Annotated in this window: 12 protein-coding genes; all 12 read left to right on the top strand. The window is 59.1% G+C overall.

Annotation, left to right across the window (positions count from 1 at the left end):
• Positions 1-14: 14 nt before the first annotated feature.
• The 12 genes from KHO07_RS22960 to eno all read left to right on the top strand — a co-directional run bounded on the left by KHO07_RS22960 (position 15) and on the right by eno (position 15,007).
• Positions 15-518: an OmpH family outer membrane protein gene (locus tag KHO07_RS22960; RefSeq protein WP_007990260.1), complete on the top strand. Its 504-nt coding sequence runs from the start codon at positions 15-17 to the stop codon at positions 516-518.
• 3 nt (positions 519-521) lie between these two features.
• Positions 522-1,577 (top strand): UDP-3-O-(3-hydroxymyristoyl)glucosamine N-acyltransferase, encoded by a 1,056-nt coding sequence (gene lpxD, locus KHO07_RS22955; RefSeq protein ID WP_150732105.1) that lies wholly within the window; start codon positions 522-524, stop codon positions 1,575-1,577.
• Positions 1,578-1,685: 108 nt separating this feature from the next.
• A complete protein-coding gene (gene fabZ, locus KHO07_RS22950; RefSeq protein ID WP_007907157.1) occupies positions 1,686-2,126 on the top strand; it encodes a 3-hydroxyacyl-ACP dehydratase FabZ in 441 nt (146 codons plus the stop codon).
• Positions 2,123-2,899: an acyl-ACP--UDP-N-acetylglucosamine O-acyltransferase gene (gene lpxA, locus KHO07_RS22945; RefSeq protein WP_075946749.1), complete on the top strand. Its 777-nt coding sequence runs from the start codon at positions 2,123-2,125 to the stop codon at positions 2,897-2,899. The genes fabZ and lpxA overlap by 4 nt, the downstream gene beginning before the upstream one ends.
• 2 nt (positions 2,900-2,901) lie before the next feature.
• Positions 2,902-4,032: a lipid-A-disaccharide synthase gene (gene lpxB / locus KHO07_RS22940; protein WP_212625621.1), complete on the top strand. Its 1,131-nt coding sequence runs from the start codon at positions 2,902-2,904 to the stop codon at positions 4,030-4,032.
• Positions 4,033-4,043: 11 nt separating this feature from the next.
• Positions 4,044-4,670: a ribonuclease HII gene (rnhB, locus tag KHO07_RS22935; protein ID WP_139315768.1), complete on the top strand. Its 627-nt coding sequence runs from the start codon at positions 4,044-4,046 to the stop codon at positions 4,668-4,670.
• A 76-nt stretch (positions 4,671-4,746) separates the two neighbouring features.
• A complete protein-coding gene (gene dnaE / locus KHO07_RS22930; protein ID WP_212625620.1) occupies positions 4,747-8,268 on the top strand; it encodes a DNA polymerase III subunit alpha in 3,522 nt (1,173 codons plus the stop codon).
• 138 nt (positions 8,269-8,406) lie between these two features.
• The gene (locus KHO07_RS22925) at positions 8,407-9,354 is read left to right on the top strand and encodes an acetyl-CoA carboxylase carboxyltransferase subunit alpha (RefSeq protein WP_150732108.1); all 948 of its coding nucleotides are present in this window, start codon (positions 8,407-8,409) and stop codon (positions 9,352-9,354) included.
• A 132-nt stretch (positions 9,355-9,486) separates the two neighbouring features.
• Entirely contained in the window at positions 9,487-10,815 is a 1,329-nt protein-coding gene (gene tilS, locus KHO07_RS22920) for a tRNA lysidine(34) synthetase TilS (protein ID WP_212625619.1), read from the top strand.
• Positions 10,816-11,089: 274 nt separating this feature from the next.
• Positions 11,090-12,721, top strand: a complete 1,632-nt coding sequence (locus KHO07_RS22915) for a CTP synthase (RefSeq protein WP_150732110.1) — start codon at positions 11,090-11,092, stop codon at positions 12,719-12,721.
• Between the two features lie 5 nt (positions 12,722-12,726).
• Entirely contained in the window at positions 12,727-13,572 is an 846-nt protein-coding gene (gene kdsA, locus KHO07_RS22910; protein ID WP_008057333.1) for a 3-deoxy-8-phosphooctulonate synthase, read from the top strand.
• Positions 13,573-13,717: 145 nt separating this feature from the next.
• The gene (gene eno, locus KHO07_RS22905) at positions 13,718-15,007 is read left to right on the top strand and encodes a phosphopyruvate hydratase (RefSeq protein ID WP_075946755.1); all 1,290 of its coding nucleotides are present in this window, start codon (positions 13,718-13,720) and stop codon (positions 15,005-15,007) included.
• Positions 15,008-15,036 lie beyond the last annotated feature (29 nt).

Here is a 15,036-nt window from a genome sequence, read left to right as displayed (position 1 = left end):
TGTAGGAGTACATCGTGCGTAAGTTGACTCAATTGGTTCTCCTGGCTTCCGTACTGGTAGCAGGTCCGGCATTTGCCGACATGAAAATCGCCGTTCTGAACTATCAGATGGCCCTGCTGGAATCCGATGCGGCCAAGAAATACGCCGTGGATGCCGAGAAGAAGTTCGGCCCGCAACTGACCAAGCTCAAGACTCTGGAAAGCAGCGCCAAGGGTATTCAGGATCGTCTGATGGCGGGTGGCGACAAAATGCAGCAAGGCGAGCGTGAGCGTCTGGAGCTTGAGTTCAAGCAAAAGGCTCGTGACTTCCAGTTCCAGTCCAAGGAACTGAACGAAGCCAAGGCTGTTGCCGATCGTGAAATGCTGAAGCAGCTCAAGCCGAAACTGGATAGCGCTGTGGAAGAAGTCATCAAGAAAGGTGCTTTTGACCTGGTCTTCGAGCGTGGTGCAGTGATTGATGTCAAGCCTCAGTACGACATCACGCGCCAGGTTATCGAGCGCATGAATCAGCTGAAGTAATCCATGACCGCGACTATAAAGCTCGGCCAATTGGCCGAGTTCCTTGGCGCCACACTGCGTGGCGACCCGGAGAAAGAAATCACTGGGCTAGCCACCTTGCAGGAGGCTGGCCCAGCTCAGTTGAGCTTTCTCGCAAACCCCCAGTATCGTAAATACCTGGCAGGCAGCCAGGCTGCAGCGCTGTTGCTGAAAGCCGCTGACGCCGAAGGTTTTTCCGGTAATACACTGGTGGTGCCTGATCCGTACGCTGCCTACGCGCGTATCTCTCACCTGTTCGATCCCAAACCCAAAGCAGCTGCCGGTATTCACCCGACAGCAGTGATTGCGGCGGATGCGGTGGTTGACCCTGCGGCGAGTATCGGTGCTTTTGCCGTTATCGAAAGCGGCGTGCGTATTGCGGCCGGTACCACCGTTGGCGCGCACTGCTTCATCGGTGCCCGTAGCGTGATCGACGAAGGTGGCTGGCTGGCTCCGCGCGTGACCTTGTATCACGACGTACGTGTCGGCAAGCGGGTAGTGATTCAGTCCGGTGCCGTACTGGGTGGTGAAGGTTTCGGTTTTGCCAACGAGAAAGGCATCTGGCAGAAAATCGCCCAGATTGGTGGGGTCTTGATCGGCGATGACGTGGAGATCGGCGTGAATACCGCCATCGACCGTGGCGCGCTGGCCGATACCATCATCGGTAACGGTGTGAAGCTCGACAATCAGATTCAGATCGCCCACAACGTCCAGGTCGGTGATCACACCGCCATGGCCGCGTGCGTGGGGATTTCCGGCAGCACCAAGATCGGCAAGCACTGCATGCTAGCCGGTGGCGTAGGGCTGGTGGGGCATATCGATATTTGCGACAACGTGTTCATCACCGGGATGACCATGGTGACCCACTCGATCACCGAGCCAGGCGCCTATTCATCCGGCACGGCGATGCAGCCAGCGGCCGAATGGCGCAAAAGCGCGGCACGTCTGCGTCAGCTCGATGACATCGCGCGACGTTTGCGACAGCTGGAAAAGCAAACAGGGGAAGTGACCCCTGGCGGTAATGCTTCATCAGATGGCTGATACCATTTCCATATCAAGTGTGCACAGCCGCTAGACTGCGTCCTTGATTTGCTAGAGGAGTGTGCGTCAGTCGCGCGCTCCCAATCTTTACATAGGCTTCCCCCCGAAATGATGGACATCAACGAGATTCGCGAATACCTGCCTCACCGTTACCCGTTCCTGCTGGTGGACCGGGTCGTGGATCTGGATGTGGAAGGCAAGCGCATTCGCGCCTACAAGAATGTCAGCATCAACGAACCGTTCTTCAATGGTCACTTCCCTGCGCATCCAATCATGCCGGGCGTTCTGATCATCGAAGCGATGGCTCAGGCTGCCGGGATCCTTGGTTTCAAAATGCTCGACGTGAAGCCGGCCGATGGCACGCTTTACTACTTCGTCGGTTCCGACAAGCTGCGTTTCCGCCAGCCAGTGCTGCCGGGCGATCAGTTGATCCTCGAAGCCAAGTTCCTGAGCTGCAAGCGTCAGATCTGGAAATTCGAATGCCAGGCTTCGGTCGATGGCAAGCCGGTCTGCTCTGCTGAAATCATCTGCGCGGAACGCAAACTATGAGTTTGATTGACCCTCGTGCAATCATCGATCCGACGGCTGTTCTGGCCGACGGTGTCGAGGTCGGCCCATGGTCGATCATCGGCGCAGGTGTGGAAATCGGCGAGGGGACAGTGATCGGGCCGCATGTGATTCTCAAGGGCCCGACCCGAATCGGTAAGTACAACCGCATCTACCAGTTTTCCTCGGTAGGTGAGGACACGCCTGACCTGAAATACAAAGGCGAGGAAACCCGCCTGGTGATCGGTGACCACAACGTCATACGCGAAGGCGTGACGATTCACCGTGGGACCATTCAGGATCGTTCGGAAACGACCCTGGGTGATCACAACCTGATCATGGCTTACGCGCACATCGGTCACGACAGCGTCATCGGCAACCATTGCATCCTGGTCAACAACACCGCGCTGGCTGGCCACGTGCACGTTGAAGATTGGGCGATCCTCTCTGGCTTTACCCTGGTCCACCAGTATTGCCACATCGGCGCCCACAGCTTTTCCGGCATGGGCACGGCGATTGGCAAGGACGTTCCTGCATATGTCACGGTGTTCGGCAACCCGGCCGAAGCTCGCAGCATGAACTTCGAAGGCATGCGCCGTCGCGGTTTCAGCGAAGATGCGATCCACGCCCTGCGTCGCGCCTACAAGGTGGTTTACCGCCAGGGCCTGACAGTTGAGCAGGCACTCGCCGAGCTGGCCGAACCCTCGATCCAGTTCCCGGAAGTTGCCGTGTTCCGCGACTCCATCCAGTCTTCGACCCGCGGCATCACTCGCTAATCATGGCCAATCTGCGTATTGCGCTGGTAGCGGGTGAAGCTTCCGGCGACATTCTCGGCGCGGGTCTCATGCGTGCGCTCAAGGCACGTCACCCGGCGGTCGAATTCATCGGTGTCGGTGGTCCGCTGATGCAGGCCGAAGGCCTGAACCCGTATTTCCCGATGGAACGCCTGTCGGTGATGGGCTTGGTGGAAGTGCTGGGCCGGTTGCGCGAGTTACTGGCGCGGCGCAAGAAACTGGTTGCCGACCTGATCGCTGCGAAGCCGGACGTGTTCATCGGTATCGATGCGCCGGACTTCAACCTCAATATCGAACTCAAGTTGCGTCAGGCCGGGATCAAGACCGTGCATTACGTCAGCCCGTCGGTATGGGCCTGGCGGCAGAAGCGGGTACTGAAGATTCGCGAAGGCTGCGATCTGATGCTGACGCTGTTCCCGTTTGAAGCCAGATTCTATGAAGAGAAGGGTGTGCCGGTACGGTTCGTCGGCCACTCCCTGGCTGACGCCATTCCGCTTCAGGCTGATCGTGCCGCCGCTCGTGCCGAGCTGGGCTTGCCTGACGGGCCGCTGGTCGCGCTGATGCCGGGCAGTCGCGGCGGTGAAGTCGGCCGCCTCGGTGCGCTGTTTCTTGATACCGCCCAGCGCCTGCGGGCCTTGCGCCCCGGCGTCAGGTTCGTCATGCCGTGCGCCAGTCCTGAGCGTCGTGCGCAGCTCGAAGAAATGCTCGCCGGCCGCGATCTGCCGCTGACCTTGCTCGATGGCAAATCGCACCTGGCCCTGGCCGCCTGCGATGCGGTATTGATCGCTTCCGGAACGGCGACGCTTGAGGCCTTGCTGTACAAGCGGCCGATGGTGGTGGCTTACCGCCTGGCACCGCTGACGTTCTGGATTCTCAAGCGGATGGTGAAAAGCCCTTACGTGTCCCTGCCGAACCTGCTGGCCCAGCGTCTGCTGGTGCCCGAGTTGCTGCAGGACGATGCGACGGTCGAAGCGCTGGCCCAAACCTTGTCGCCGCTGATCGAGGGTGGCGAAGAGCAAACCCGTGGCTTCGATGAAATTCACCGGACCCTGCGTCTGGATGCCTCCAACCAGGCGGCGGATGCCGTGCTCAACCTGATCGGCGACGTACAATGAGTAAGACAAGCATGCAGATGGGGCTGGATTTCACCTTGGTCGCCGAAGTTGAAGAATTGGTTGCCGGTGTCGACGAAGTCGGTCGGGGTCCGCTCTGTGGCGCGGTGGTCACGGCTGCCGTGATTCTCGATCCGAATCGACCGATCCTCGGTTTGAACGACTCGAAGAAGCTCACCGAAGCCCGGCGCGAGAAGCTTTACGACGAGATCTGCGAAAAAGCCCTGAGCTGGTGCATCGCTCGCGCCGAAGTCGAAGAAATCGATGAACTGAACATCCTGCATGCCACCATGCTGGCCATGCAGCGAGCCGTCGCCGGGCTGCACATCCAGCCGAAACTGGCGATGATCGACGGCAACCGTTGCCCGAAATTGCCGATGCGCGCCGAAGCGGTGGTGCAGGGCGACGGCAAGGTTCCGGCCATCGCTGCGGCGTCGATTCTGGCCAAGGTCAGCCGCGACCGTGAAATGGCCGCGTTTGAATTGATCTATCCGGGTTACGGCATTGGCGGCCATAAAGGCTACCCGACACCCGTTCATCTGGAAGCGCTGTCACGCTTGGGGCCAACCCCGATCCACCGCCGTTCGTTTGCCCCGGTACGCCTCGCTTACGAAGCTCGGGAAAGCCTGATCGAGAGTTAATCTCAAGCTGATTTTTTCTACCAAGGCCCGGTACAATCCGGGCCTTGTTGTTTTCATGACTTAACGCAGGATCACTATGCCGGCTTCATTCGTTCATCTACGCCTGCACACTGAATACTCCCTGGTCGACGGTCTGGTGCGGATCAAACCGCTGGTCAAGACCCTGGTCGGCATGAACATGCCTGCCGTCGCGGTCACCGACCAGAACAACATGTGTTCCCTGGTCAAATTCTATAAAAACGCCATGGGGGCCGGGATCAAGCCGATCTGCGGCGCCGACCTGTGGCTGTCGAACAAGGATCCGGACAATGCCCTGAGCCGGATCAGCCTGCTGGTAATGAACGCCGTCGGCTATCGCAACCTGACCGAGTTGATCTCCCGCGGCTTCATCGATGGCCAGCGCAATGGCTCGATCATCATTGAGCGTGAGTGGGTGGCCGAGGCCAATGAAGGCTTGATCATGCTGTCGGCGGCCAAGGAAGGTGAGATCGGTCAGGCCATTATCAGTGGCAATCCGGACGAAGCCGAAACCCTGGCGCGCGAATGGATGGCGGTTTTTCCGGACCGTTTCTATCTGGAGATTCAGCGGACCAATCGGCCGAATGACGAAGAGCAGTTGCACGGTGCAGTCGCCTTGGCCGAGAAGATCGGCGCGCCACTGGTGGCGACCAACGATGTGCGCTTCATCAAGCAGGAAGACTTCGCTGCCCACGAAACCCGCGTATGTATTGGTGAGGGCCGCGCCCTAGACGATCCGCGGCGTTCGAAGAACTACAGCGATCAGCAATACCTCAAAAGCGCCGAGGAAATGGCCGAGCTGTTCAGCGACATTCCCGAAGCGCTGGAAAACACCGTCGAGATCGCCAAGCGCTGCAACATCGATGTGAAGCTGGGCACGCACTTCCTGCCCAACTTCCCGATCCCCGATGGCATGACCATCGATGAATATTTCCGCAAGGTGTCCTTCGATGGCCTTGAGGAACGGCTTGCTGTCCTGCTGCCCAAGGACACCACCGAAGATTACGAAGCCAAGCGCCAGGTCTATGTCGACCGACTGAATTTCGAGCTGGATATCATTATCCAGATGGGCTTCCCCGGTTACTTCCTGATCGTGATGGACTTTATCCAGTGGGCCAAGAACAACGGCGTGCCGGTAGGTCCTGGCCGTGGGTCGGGTGCCGGCTCTCTGGTGGCCTACGTACAGAAGATCACTGACCTCGACCCGCTGGAATATGACCTGCTGTTCGAACGTTTCCTTAACCCGGAACGGGTTTCGATGCCCGACTTCGACGTCGACTTCTGCATGGACGGTCGTGACCGGGTGATCGACTATGTGGCCGAGAAGTACGGCCGCAACGCCGTGAGCCAGATCATCACCTTTGGTTCCATGGCGGCGAAGGCGGTTGTCCGCGACGTGGCGCGGGTGCAGGGCAAGTCCTATGGCCTGGCGGATCGTCTGTCGAAGATGATTCCGTTCGAAGTCGGCATGACCCTGGAAAAAGCCTACGAACAGGAAGAAATCCTGCGTGACTTCATCAAGGTCGATGAAGAAGCCGCAGAAATCTGGGAGATGGCCCGCAAGCTCGAAGGCGTTGTGCGTAACGTCGGCAAACACGCCGGTGGTGTGGTGATTGCGCCGACCAAGCTGACCGACTTCTCGCCAATCTATTGCGACGAGGCCGGTGATGGCCTGGTAACCCAGTTCGACAAGGACGACGTTGAAGCCGCCGGTCTGGTGAAGTTCGACTTCCTGGGTCTGCGGACCCTGACGATCATCGACTGGGCGCTGAAAACCATTAACCGCGATCGCGCCAAGGTCAACGAACCGCCGCTCGACATCGCGTTCATCCCGCTGGACGACAAACCGACCTACACGCTGCTGCAAAAAGCCGAAACCACGGCGGTGTTCCAGCTTGAATCCCGCGGCATGAAAGAGCTGATCAAAAAGCTCAAGCCCGACTGCCTGGAAGACTTGATCGCACTGGTGGCACTGTTCCGTCCGGGCCCGCTGCAATCGGGCATGGTGGACGACTTCATCAACCGTAAGCACGGTCGCGCCGAACTGGCGTACCCGCACTCGGACTACCAGTACGAAGGCTTGAAGCCGGTATTGGCACCGACTTACGGCATCATCCTGTATCAGGAACAGGTGATGCAGATTGCCCAGGTCATGGCCGGCTACACCCTTGGCGGTGCGGACATGCTGCGTCGAGCCATGGGTAAGAAAAAGCCCGAGGAAATGGCCAAGCAGCGTGGCGGTTTCATTGAAGGTTGCGCCACCAACAATATTGACGCGGACCTGGCCGGTAACATTTTCGACCTGGTAGAAAAATTCGCCGGTTACGGCTTCAACAAATCCCACTCCGCTGCCTATGGCCTGGTGTCGTACCAGACCGCATGGCTGAAAGCGCACTACCCGGCACCGTTCATGGCCGCGGTGCTCTCGGCGGATATGCACAACACCGACAAGGTCGTGACCTTGATCGAAGAAGTGCGCACGATGAAGCTGCGTCTCGACGCGCCGGACGTGAACACTTCGGAATTCAAGTTCACGGTGAACGACGAAGGCCGGATCATTTACGGTCTCGGTGCGATCAAGGGCGTGGGTGAGGGCCCGGTGGAGGCGATCACCGAAGCGCGCCTGAAAGGCCCGTTCAAGGACCTGTTCGATTTCTGCGCCCGGGTCGACCTCAAGCGCATCAACAAGCGTACCCTCGACGGCTTGATCCGCAGCGGTGCGCTGGATCGTCTTGGCCCGTATTTCCATGACGAGCAGAAAGCCTACCAGGCCAACATCGACCGCAATCGCGCGGTGTTGCTGACCGCCATGGAAGAAGCGATCAAGGCCGCCGAACAAACCGCACGCACCCAGGACAGTGGTCACTCCGACCTGTTTGGCGGTTTGTTTGTCGAAGAAGACGCCGACGTCTACGCCAACCATCGCAAGGCCAAGGAACTGACCCTCAAGGAACGCCTGAAAGGGGAGAAAGACACCCTCGGCCTTTACCTGACCGGTCACCCGATCGACGAATACGAGGGTGAAATCCGTCGTTTCGCGCGTCAGCGCATCATCGATTTGAAACCGGCGCGCGACACCCAGACGGTCGCCGGGATGATCATCGCCCTGCGCGTGATGAAGAACAAAAAGGGCGACAAGATGGGGTTCATCACCCTTGACGACCGCTCTGGCCGAATCGAGGCCTCGCTGTTTTCCGAAGCGTTCCATTCCGCGCAATCGCTGTTGCAGACCGACGCGATGGTGGTGGTCGAAGGCGAGGTCAGCAACGACGACTTCTCCGGTGGCCTGAAGCTGCGGGTCAAGCGGGTGATGAGCATGGAAGATGCGCGCACCAACCTGGCCGAGAGCCTGCGTTTGAAACTGCACGCCAAGGATCTCAAGGGCGATCAGCTACGCTGGCTGGGTGAACTGTTGAAGCGTCACCGCGGTGCGTGTCCGATCACCATGGACTACACCAGCCCCGATGCAAAGGCCTTGCTGCAGTTCGGTGAAGGCTGGCGAATCGATCCGGCGGATGCGTTGATTCAAGCCCTGCGTGACCAGTTCGGGCGAGACAACGTCTTCCTCCAATACCGTTGACCGGCAGGTAATATCAGAACGCCTGCCCGCAACCTGAATTTTTAATCTCGACCTCAGCGCGCCTGTCCCTTAAGGTAGGGCGCGAATAGACAACCGGCCGGCCCAAGATCACTTGGACTCGACCCAAGACGGACGCCTATGAACCCGAATTTTCTAGATTTCGAACAGCCGATCGCCGACCTGCAAGCCAAGATCGAAGAGTTGCGCTTGGTCGGTAATGACAATTCGCTGAATATCGGCGATGAGATCTCCCGCCTGCAGGACAAGAGCAAAACGCTGACCGAAGACATTTTCGGCAAGCTGACCAGCTGGCAGATCGCACGTCTGGCGCGCCACCCGAAACGTCCTTACACCCTGGACTACATCGAGCACATCTTCACCGAGTTCGACGAATTGCACGGTGACCGCCACTTCTCCGACGACGCAGCCATTGTTGGCGGTATCGCCCGTCTGGACGACCAGCCGGTGATGATCATCGGTCACCAGAAAGGCCGTGAGGTGCGCGAGAAAGTTCGCCGCAACTTCGGCATGCCGCGTCCGGAAGGCTACCGCAAGGCATGCCGCCTGATGGAAATGGCCGAACGCTTCAAGATGCCGATCCTGACCTTCATCGACACCCCAGGCGCCTACCCGGGCATCGACGCCGAAGAGCGTAACCAGAGCGAAGCGATCGCCTGGAACCTGCGCGTGATGGCGCGCCTGAAAACCCCGATCATCGCCACGGTAATCGGCGAGGGTGGTTCCGGCGGCGCATTGGCCATCGGCGTGTGCGATCAGCTGAACATGCTGCAGTACTCGACCTACGCGGTGATTTCGCCGGAAGGTTGCGCTTCGATCCTGTGGAAAACCGCCGAGAAAGCGCCGGATGCCGCTGAAGCGATGGGCATCACCGCCGAGCGCCTCAAAGGCCTGGGCATCGTCGACAAGGTGATTGGCGAGCCTTTGGGCGGCGCCCACCGTGACCCGGCGGCTGCAGCGGCTTCGATCCGTGCCGAGCTGAGCTCGCAACTGGCGATGCTCAAGAAGCTCGACAACAAGGCGCTGCTGGACCGTCGTTACGAGCGCCTGATGAGCTACGGTCTCTGATCGAACACGCAGTACCCATGTGGGAGCGAGCCTGCTCGCGAACGCGGTATAACAGTCAGCCAATGTGTTGAATGTTAAGCAGCCTTCGCGAGCAGGCTCGCTCCCACATTTGATTTGTGCAAAGAGGCAGAAATGAGTCAGTCCGCGATTGATTTGCCTTCCAGGCTTCTGCTGAACCTGAAGCCCTGTCGCAACGCCACAACCTGGCACATCGCTTTCTCCGGTGGCCTCGACTCCACCGTCCTGCTGCACCTTCTCGCACACCTCGCCAAAACCGAATCCCTGCCGGCCCTCACTGCCATCCATGTCCATCATGGCCTTCAGGCTGTGGCGGACGCGTGGCCGGAACATTGTCGGTCGGTCTGTGACGCATTGGGCGTGCCGCTGCAGGTCGTGCACGTGCAGGTGCAACCCGGCGCCAGCCAGGAGCGTGCGGCACGGGATGCGCGTTACGGCGCATTCATCCAGGCGACTCAAGCCAATGAAGTGCTGCTGACCGCGCAACACCGTGACGATCAGGCGGAAACCCTGTTGTTCCGTCTGTTACGTGGGGCAGGGCTGCGAGGGTTATCGGGGATGCCACGCCAGCGCCCATTGGGTAATGGACATTTGCTGAGGCCTTTGCTCGATATCACCAGGACAGAACTGGAAACCTACGCCAGCGATAACCATTTGAACTGGATCGAGGATCCTTCCAATCAGGATCGGCAGTTCTCGCGCAATTATCTGCGCCATCAGGTGTTCCCGGCGTTGACGGCGCGCTGGCCGCAGGCGATGGCGACCATGGCTCGCAGCGCCGCACATCTGAGTGAGGCGCAGGCATTACTCGATGATCTTGCGCAAATCGACTTGAGTCAGGCGAGCACGCCAAGTGATTTCGATTGGCTGGGCTTGCCGTCTCTGGAACTGGCCGCGCTGGAAAAGCTTTCCATTGCCCGCCAGCGTAACGCGCTCAGCCACTGGCTCGAACCGCGCACACGACTGCCCGACAGCGACCATTGGTCGGGTTGGGATAATTTACGTGATGCAGCCGTGGACGCCCGACCGATCTGGCGGCTGGCGGATGGCGAGTTGCATCGGGCAGGTGGGCGTCTATGGTGGTTGTCGGGTGGTTGGTTGAACCCGGTGCTCGCGGCAGGGGAGTGGCCTGACCCCGCGCTGCCGCGCGCGTTGCCCGGCAATGGGGTACTGACGTTGACGGGGCAAATCCCCGATGGCCCGTTGCAGATCCGCTATCGTGAAGGTGGCGAAATCATGGAGTTGCCGCCGCGCGGCCATCGCGATCTGAAGCGTTTGCTTAACGAGCGGGGAGTGCCGCAGTTCGTGCGCGGCAGATTGCCGCTGCTGTTCAAGGGCGAGCAATTGCTGGCGGTGCCGAACCTTCAGGGGCTGGAGAGTGGTGCGGCGGGAAACTGGAATTTGCATTGGCAGCCGCCGAACGAAGATCAAGGTTTGAGCTGAAAGGGGCTTTCCGGTAGACTACGCTCCCTTCTTGATACAACTTCTGTGGATTCGCCTGAATTGCAGGAGTTGCCGATTACCAAGCAGTCTTTGCTGGGCGATTCCAAAAAATGTGTAGCGAGCAACGTACCGGTGTTTCATCTTCCGGTCTGTCCCAACGCGGCGGTTTTTTTGAAAGGTGCACTGTGATTAATGCAGGTGATCGGGGGCTTCGGCCTTCCTTCGCTTTCCCCGGCGGCTCGGACCGCTTTAACGCAGACTTCTAGGGTTTTTCATGACGCGCTACATATTCGTCACGGGCGGTGTTGTTTCTTCATTGGGGAAAGGCATTGCATCGGCATCATTGGCGGCCATCCTGGAGGCGCGGGGACTTAAGGTCACCATGCTGAAGCTGGACCCGTACATCAACGTCGACCCGGGCACCATGAGCCCGTTCCAGCACGGTGAAGTGTTCGTCACCCACGACGGCGCCGAGACCGACCTGGACCTGGGCCACTACGAGCGGTTCATCCGCACGACCATGACCCAGAACAACAACTTCACCACCGGCCGTGTCTACGAACACGTGCTGCGCAAAGAGCGCCGTGGTGACTACCTGGGCGCAACCATCCAGGTGATTCCGCACATCACCGACGAAATCAAGCGCCGCATCATCAAGGGTGCAGGCGATGCCGACGTGGCAATGGTCGAGATCGGTGGCACCGTAGGTGACATCGAGTCGCAACCGTTCCTCGAAGCCATCCGCCAGCTGCGTTTCGAAGTCGGCGCCAAGCGCGCGATGCTGATGCACCTGACACTGGTGCCCTACATCGCCACTGCCGGCGAAACCAAAACCAAGCCAACCCAGCACTCGGTCAAGGAACTGCGTTCCATCGGCCTGCAACCAGACGTGCTGGTCTGCCGCTCCGACCACCCGATCGATGTGTCCTCGCGTCGCAAGATCGCGCAGTTCACCAACGTTGAAGAACGTGCGGTCATCGCGCTGGAAGACGCCGACACCATCTACAAGATCCCGGGCATCCTGCACTCCCAGGGCCTGGACGATTTCGTCGTCGAGCGTTTCGGCTTGCAGTGTGGCGGTGCCGATCTGTCCGAGTGGGAAGCCGTGGTCGACGCCAAGCTCAATCCTGAGCACGAAGTCACCATCGCCATGGTCGGCAAGTACATGGAACTGCTGGACGCCTACAAGTCGCTGATCGAAGCGATGAGTCATGCCGGCATCAGCAACCGCACCAAGGTCAACCTGCGCTACATCGATTCCGAAGACATCGAAAACCAGGGCACCGCGCTGCTCGAGGGCGTCGATGCGATTCTGGTGCCGGGCGGCTTCGGTCTGCGTGGCGTGGAAGGCAAGATCACTGCCGTCCAATATGCTCGCGAAAACAAGGTTCCCTACCTGGGCATCTGCCTGGGCATGCAAGTGGCTGTCATCGAGTTCGCTCGTAACGTCATGGGCTGGAAAGACGCCAACTCCACCGAGTTCGATCGTGCAAGCGGTCACCCGGTCGTAGGCCTGATCACCGAGTGGGAAGATGCCACCGGTGCCGTCGAAACCCGTACCGAAACCTCCGACCTGGGCGGCACCATGCGCCTCGGCGCGCAGGATTGCCTGCTGGAACCGGGTTCGCTGGTTCACGATTGCTATGGCAAGGACGTGATCGTTGAACGTCACCGTCATCGTTATGAAGTGAACAACAACCTGCTGCCGAAAATCATGGAAGCCGGCCTGAAAATCTCAGGTCGCTCCGGTGATGGTGCGCTGGTTGAAGTGGTTGAAGCACCGGATCATCCATGGTTCGTCGCTTGCCAGTTCCACCCTGAGTTCACCTCGACGCCACGCGACGGTCACCCGTTGTTCAGCGGTTTCGTCAAGGCAGCTTTGGCTCAACACCAGAAGAAGGCGTAAACCTGATGGCGCAGAAGATCATCCGCGTAGGCGATATCGAGATTGCCAACGACAAGCCAATGGTGCTGTTCGGCGGCATGAACGTGCTGGAAAGCCGCGACATGGCGATGCAAGTCTGCGAAGAGTACGTGAAGGTTACCCAGAAACTGGGTATCCCTTACGTGTTCAAGGCCAGCTTCGACAAGGCCAACCGTTCCTCCGTGACCTCTTACCGGGGCCCCGGCCTGGAAGAGGGCATGCGGATTTTCCAGGACATCAAGCAAGCCTTCGGCGTGCCGATCATCACTGACGTCCACGAGCCTGAGCAGGCTGCGGTCGTCGCTGAAGTCTGCGACATCATTCAGCTACCGGCCTTCCTGTCGCGCCAGACCGACCTCGTCGTCGCAATGGCCAAGACCGGCGCGGTGATCAACATCAAGAAAGCCCAGTTCCTCGCGCCTCAGGAAATGAAACATATCCTGAACAAGTGCGTGGAAGCGGGTAACGATCAGTTGATCCTCTGCGAACGTGGTTCGAGCTTCGGCTACAACAACCTGGTCGTCGACATGCTCGGCTTCGGCATCATGAAGCAGTTCGAATACCCGGTGTTCTTCGACGTGACCCACGCGCTGCAAATGCCGGGTGGTCGCGCCGATTCAGCCGGCGGTCGCCGCGCTCAGGTCCTCGATCTGGCGAAAGCCGGCATGAGCCAATCCCTGGCCGGTCTGTTCCTCGAAGCTCACCCTGATCCGGACAACGCCAAATGCGACGGCCCTTGCGCCTTGCGTCTGGACAAACTGGAGCCATTCCTGGCCCAGCTCAAAGCCCTGGACGAACTGGTAAAGAGTTTTCCGACGGTAGAAACCGCGTAGCATCGGAATTCGGTTGTAGGAGCCGGCTTGCTGGCGATAGCGTCCTTACGGGCCCCATCGCCGGCAAGCCGGCTCCTACAAGTGTGACCTACAAGTTATAAATCGATCAGTAAGCGTTTTCGTCAACTTTGGAGTGTTTACAACAATGGCTAAAATCGTCGACATCAAAGGTCGTGAAGTTCTCGACTCCCGTGGCAATCCCACCGTGGAAGCGGACGTGCTTCTCGACAACGGCATCATCGGCAGTGCTTGCGCGCCGTCCGGTGCTTCCACTGGCTCGCGTGAAGCGCTCGAGCTGCGTGATGGCGACAAGAGCCGTTACCTGGGCAAGGGCGTACTCAAAGCCGTAGCCAACATCAACGGTCCGATCCGCGATCTGTTGAAAGGTATGGACCCAAGCGACCAGAAAGCCCTCGATCTGGCGATGATCAAGCTCGACGGTACTGAAAACAAGGCAACCCTGGGCGCCAACGCCATCCTCGCCGTTTCCCTGGCCGCGGCCAAGGCAGCAGCACAGGACCAGGACCTGCCGCTGTACGCTCACATTGCCAACCTGAACGGCACCCCGGGTGTTTACTCGATGCCGGTTCCGATGATGAACATCATCAACGGTGGCGAGCACGCCGATAACAACGTCGACATCCAGGAATTCATGGTTCAGCCGGTTGGCGCCAAGTCTTTCTCGGAAGGTCTGCGCATGGGCACCGAGATTTTCCACCACCTCAAAGCCGTGCTGAAGGCCCGTGGCCTGAGCACTGCCGTCGGTGACGAAGGTGGTTTCGCGCCAAACCTGGCTTCCAACGAAGACGCGCTGAAAGTGATCTCCGAAGCAGTGGCCAACGCTGGCTACAAACTCGGCACTGACGTGACCCTGGCTCTGGATTGCGCGGCCAGCGAATTCTACGAAGACGGCAAGTACAACCTGTCCGGCGAAGGCCAGGTGTTCACCGCTGAAGGTTTCGCTGATTACCTGAAAGGCCTGACCGAGCGTTACCCGATCATCTCCATCGAAGATGGCCTGGACGAGTCCGATTGGGCTGGCTGGAAAATCCTCACCGACAAGATCGGCGAGAAGACTCAGCTGGTAGGCGACGACCTGTTCGTGACCAACACCAAGATCCTGAAAGAAGGCATCGACAAAAAGATCGCCAACTCGATCCTGATCAAGTTCAACCAGATCGGCACCCTGACCGAAACCCTGGAAGCCATCCAGATGGCCAAGGCTGCCGGTTACACCGCCGTGATCTCGCACCGCTCCGGCGAAACCGAAGATTCGACCATTGCCGACCTGGCTGTGGGCACCTCGGCTGGCCAGATCAAGACCGGCTCCCTGTGCCGTTCCGATCGCGTTTCCAAGTACAACCAACTGCTGCGTATCGAAGAGCAGTTGAACGGCAAAGCCAAGTACAACGGCCGCAGCGAATTCCGCGGTTAATCAGTACATGGTAAAAAAGTCAGCGGATT

This window comes from Pseudomonas sp. PP3 (assembly GCF_905336995.1).
In the GTDB taxonomy this organism is placed as follows: domain Bacteria; phylum Pseudomonadota; class Gammaproteobacteria; order Pseudomonadales; family Pseudomonadaceae; genus Aquipseudomonas; species Aquipseudomonas reinekei.
Note: the sequence above shows the minus strand (reverse complement) of the source record. Positions and strands in the feature narration are given on the sequence as shown.

What these genes read in the sequence shown, in the direction of transcription:
- kdsA (WP_008057333.1), top strand. Translation starts at nt 12,727, where the DNA reads ATGGCGCAGAAGATCATCCGCGTAGGCGATATCGAGATTGCCAACGAC.
- KHO07_RS22915 (WP_150732110.1), top strand. Translation starts at nt 11,090, where the DNA reads ATGACGCGCTACATATTCGTCACGGGCGGTGTTGTTTCTTCATTGGGG.
- tilS (WP_212625619.1), top strand. Translation starts at nt 9,487, where the DNA reads ATGAGTCAGTCCGCGATTGATTTGCCTTCCAGGCTTCTGCTGAACCTG.
- lpxD (WP_150732105.1), top strand. Translation starts at nt 522, where the DNA reads ATGACCGCGACTATAAAGCTCGGCCAATTGGCCGAGTTCCTTGGCGCC.
- eno (WP_075946755.1), top strand. Translation starts at nt 13,718, where the DNA reads ATGGCTAAAATCGTCGACATCAAAGGTCGTGAAGTTCTCGACTCCCGT.
- fabZ (WP_007907157.1), top strand. Translation starts at nt 1,686, where the DNA reads ATGATGGACATCAACGAGATTCGCGAATACCTGCCTCACCGTTACCCG.
- dnaE (WP_212625620.1), top strand. Translation starts at nt 4,747, where the DNA reads ATGCCGGCTTCATTCGTTCATCTACGCCTGCACACTGAATACTCCCTG.
- rnhB (WP_139315768.1), top strand. Translation starts at nt 4,044, where the DNA reads ATGCAGATGGGGCTGGATTTCACCTTGGTCGCCGAAGTTGAAGAATTG.
- lpxA (WP_075946749.1), top strand. Translation starts at nt 2,123, where the DNA reads ATGAGTTTGATTGACCCTCGTGCAATCATCGATCCGACGGCTGTTCTG.
- KHO07_RS22925 (WP_150732108.1), top strand. Translation starts at nt 8,407, where the DNA reads ATGAACCCGAATTTTCTAGATTTCGAACAGCCGATCGCCGACCTGCAA.
- lpxB (WP_212625621.1), top strand. Translation starts at nt 2,902, where the DNA reads ATGGCCAATCTGCGTATTGCGCTGGTAGCGGGTGAAGCTTCCGGCGAC.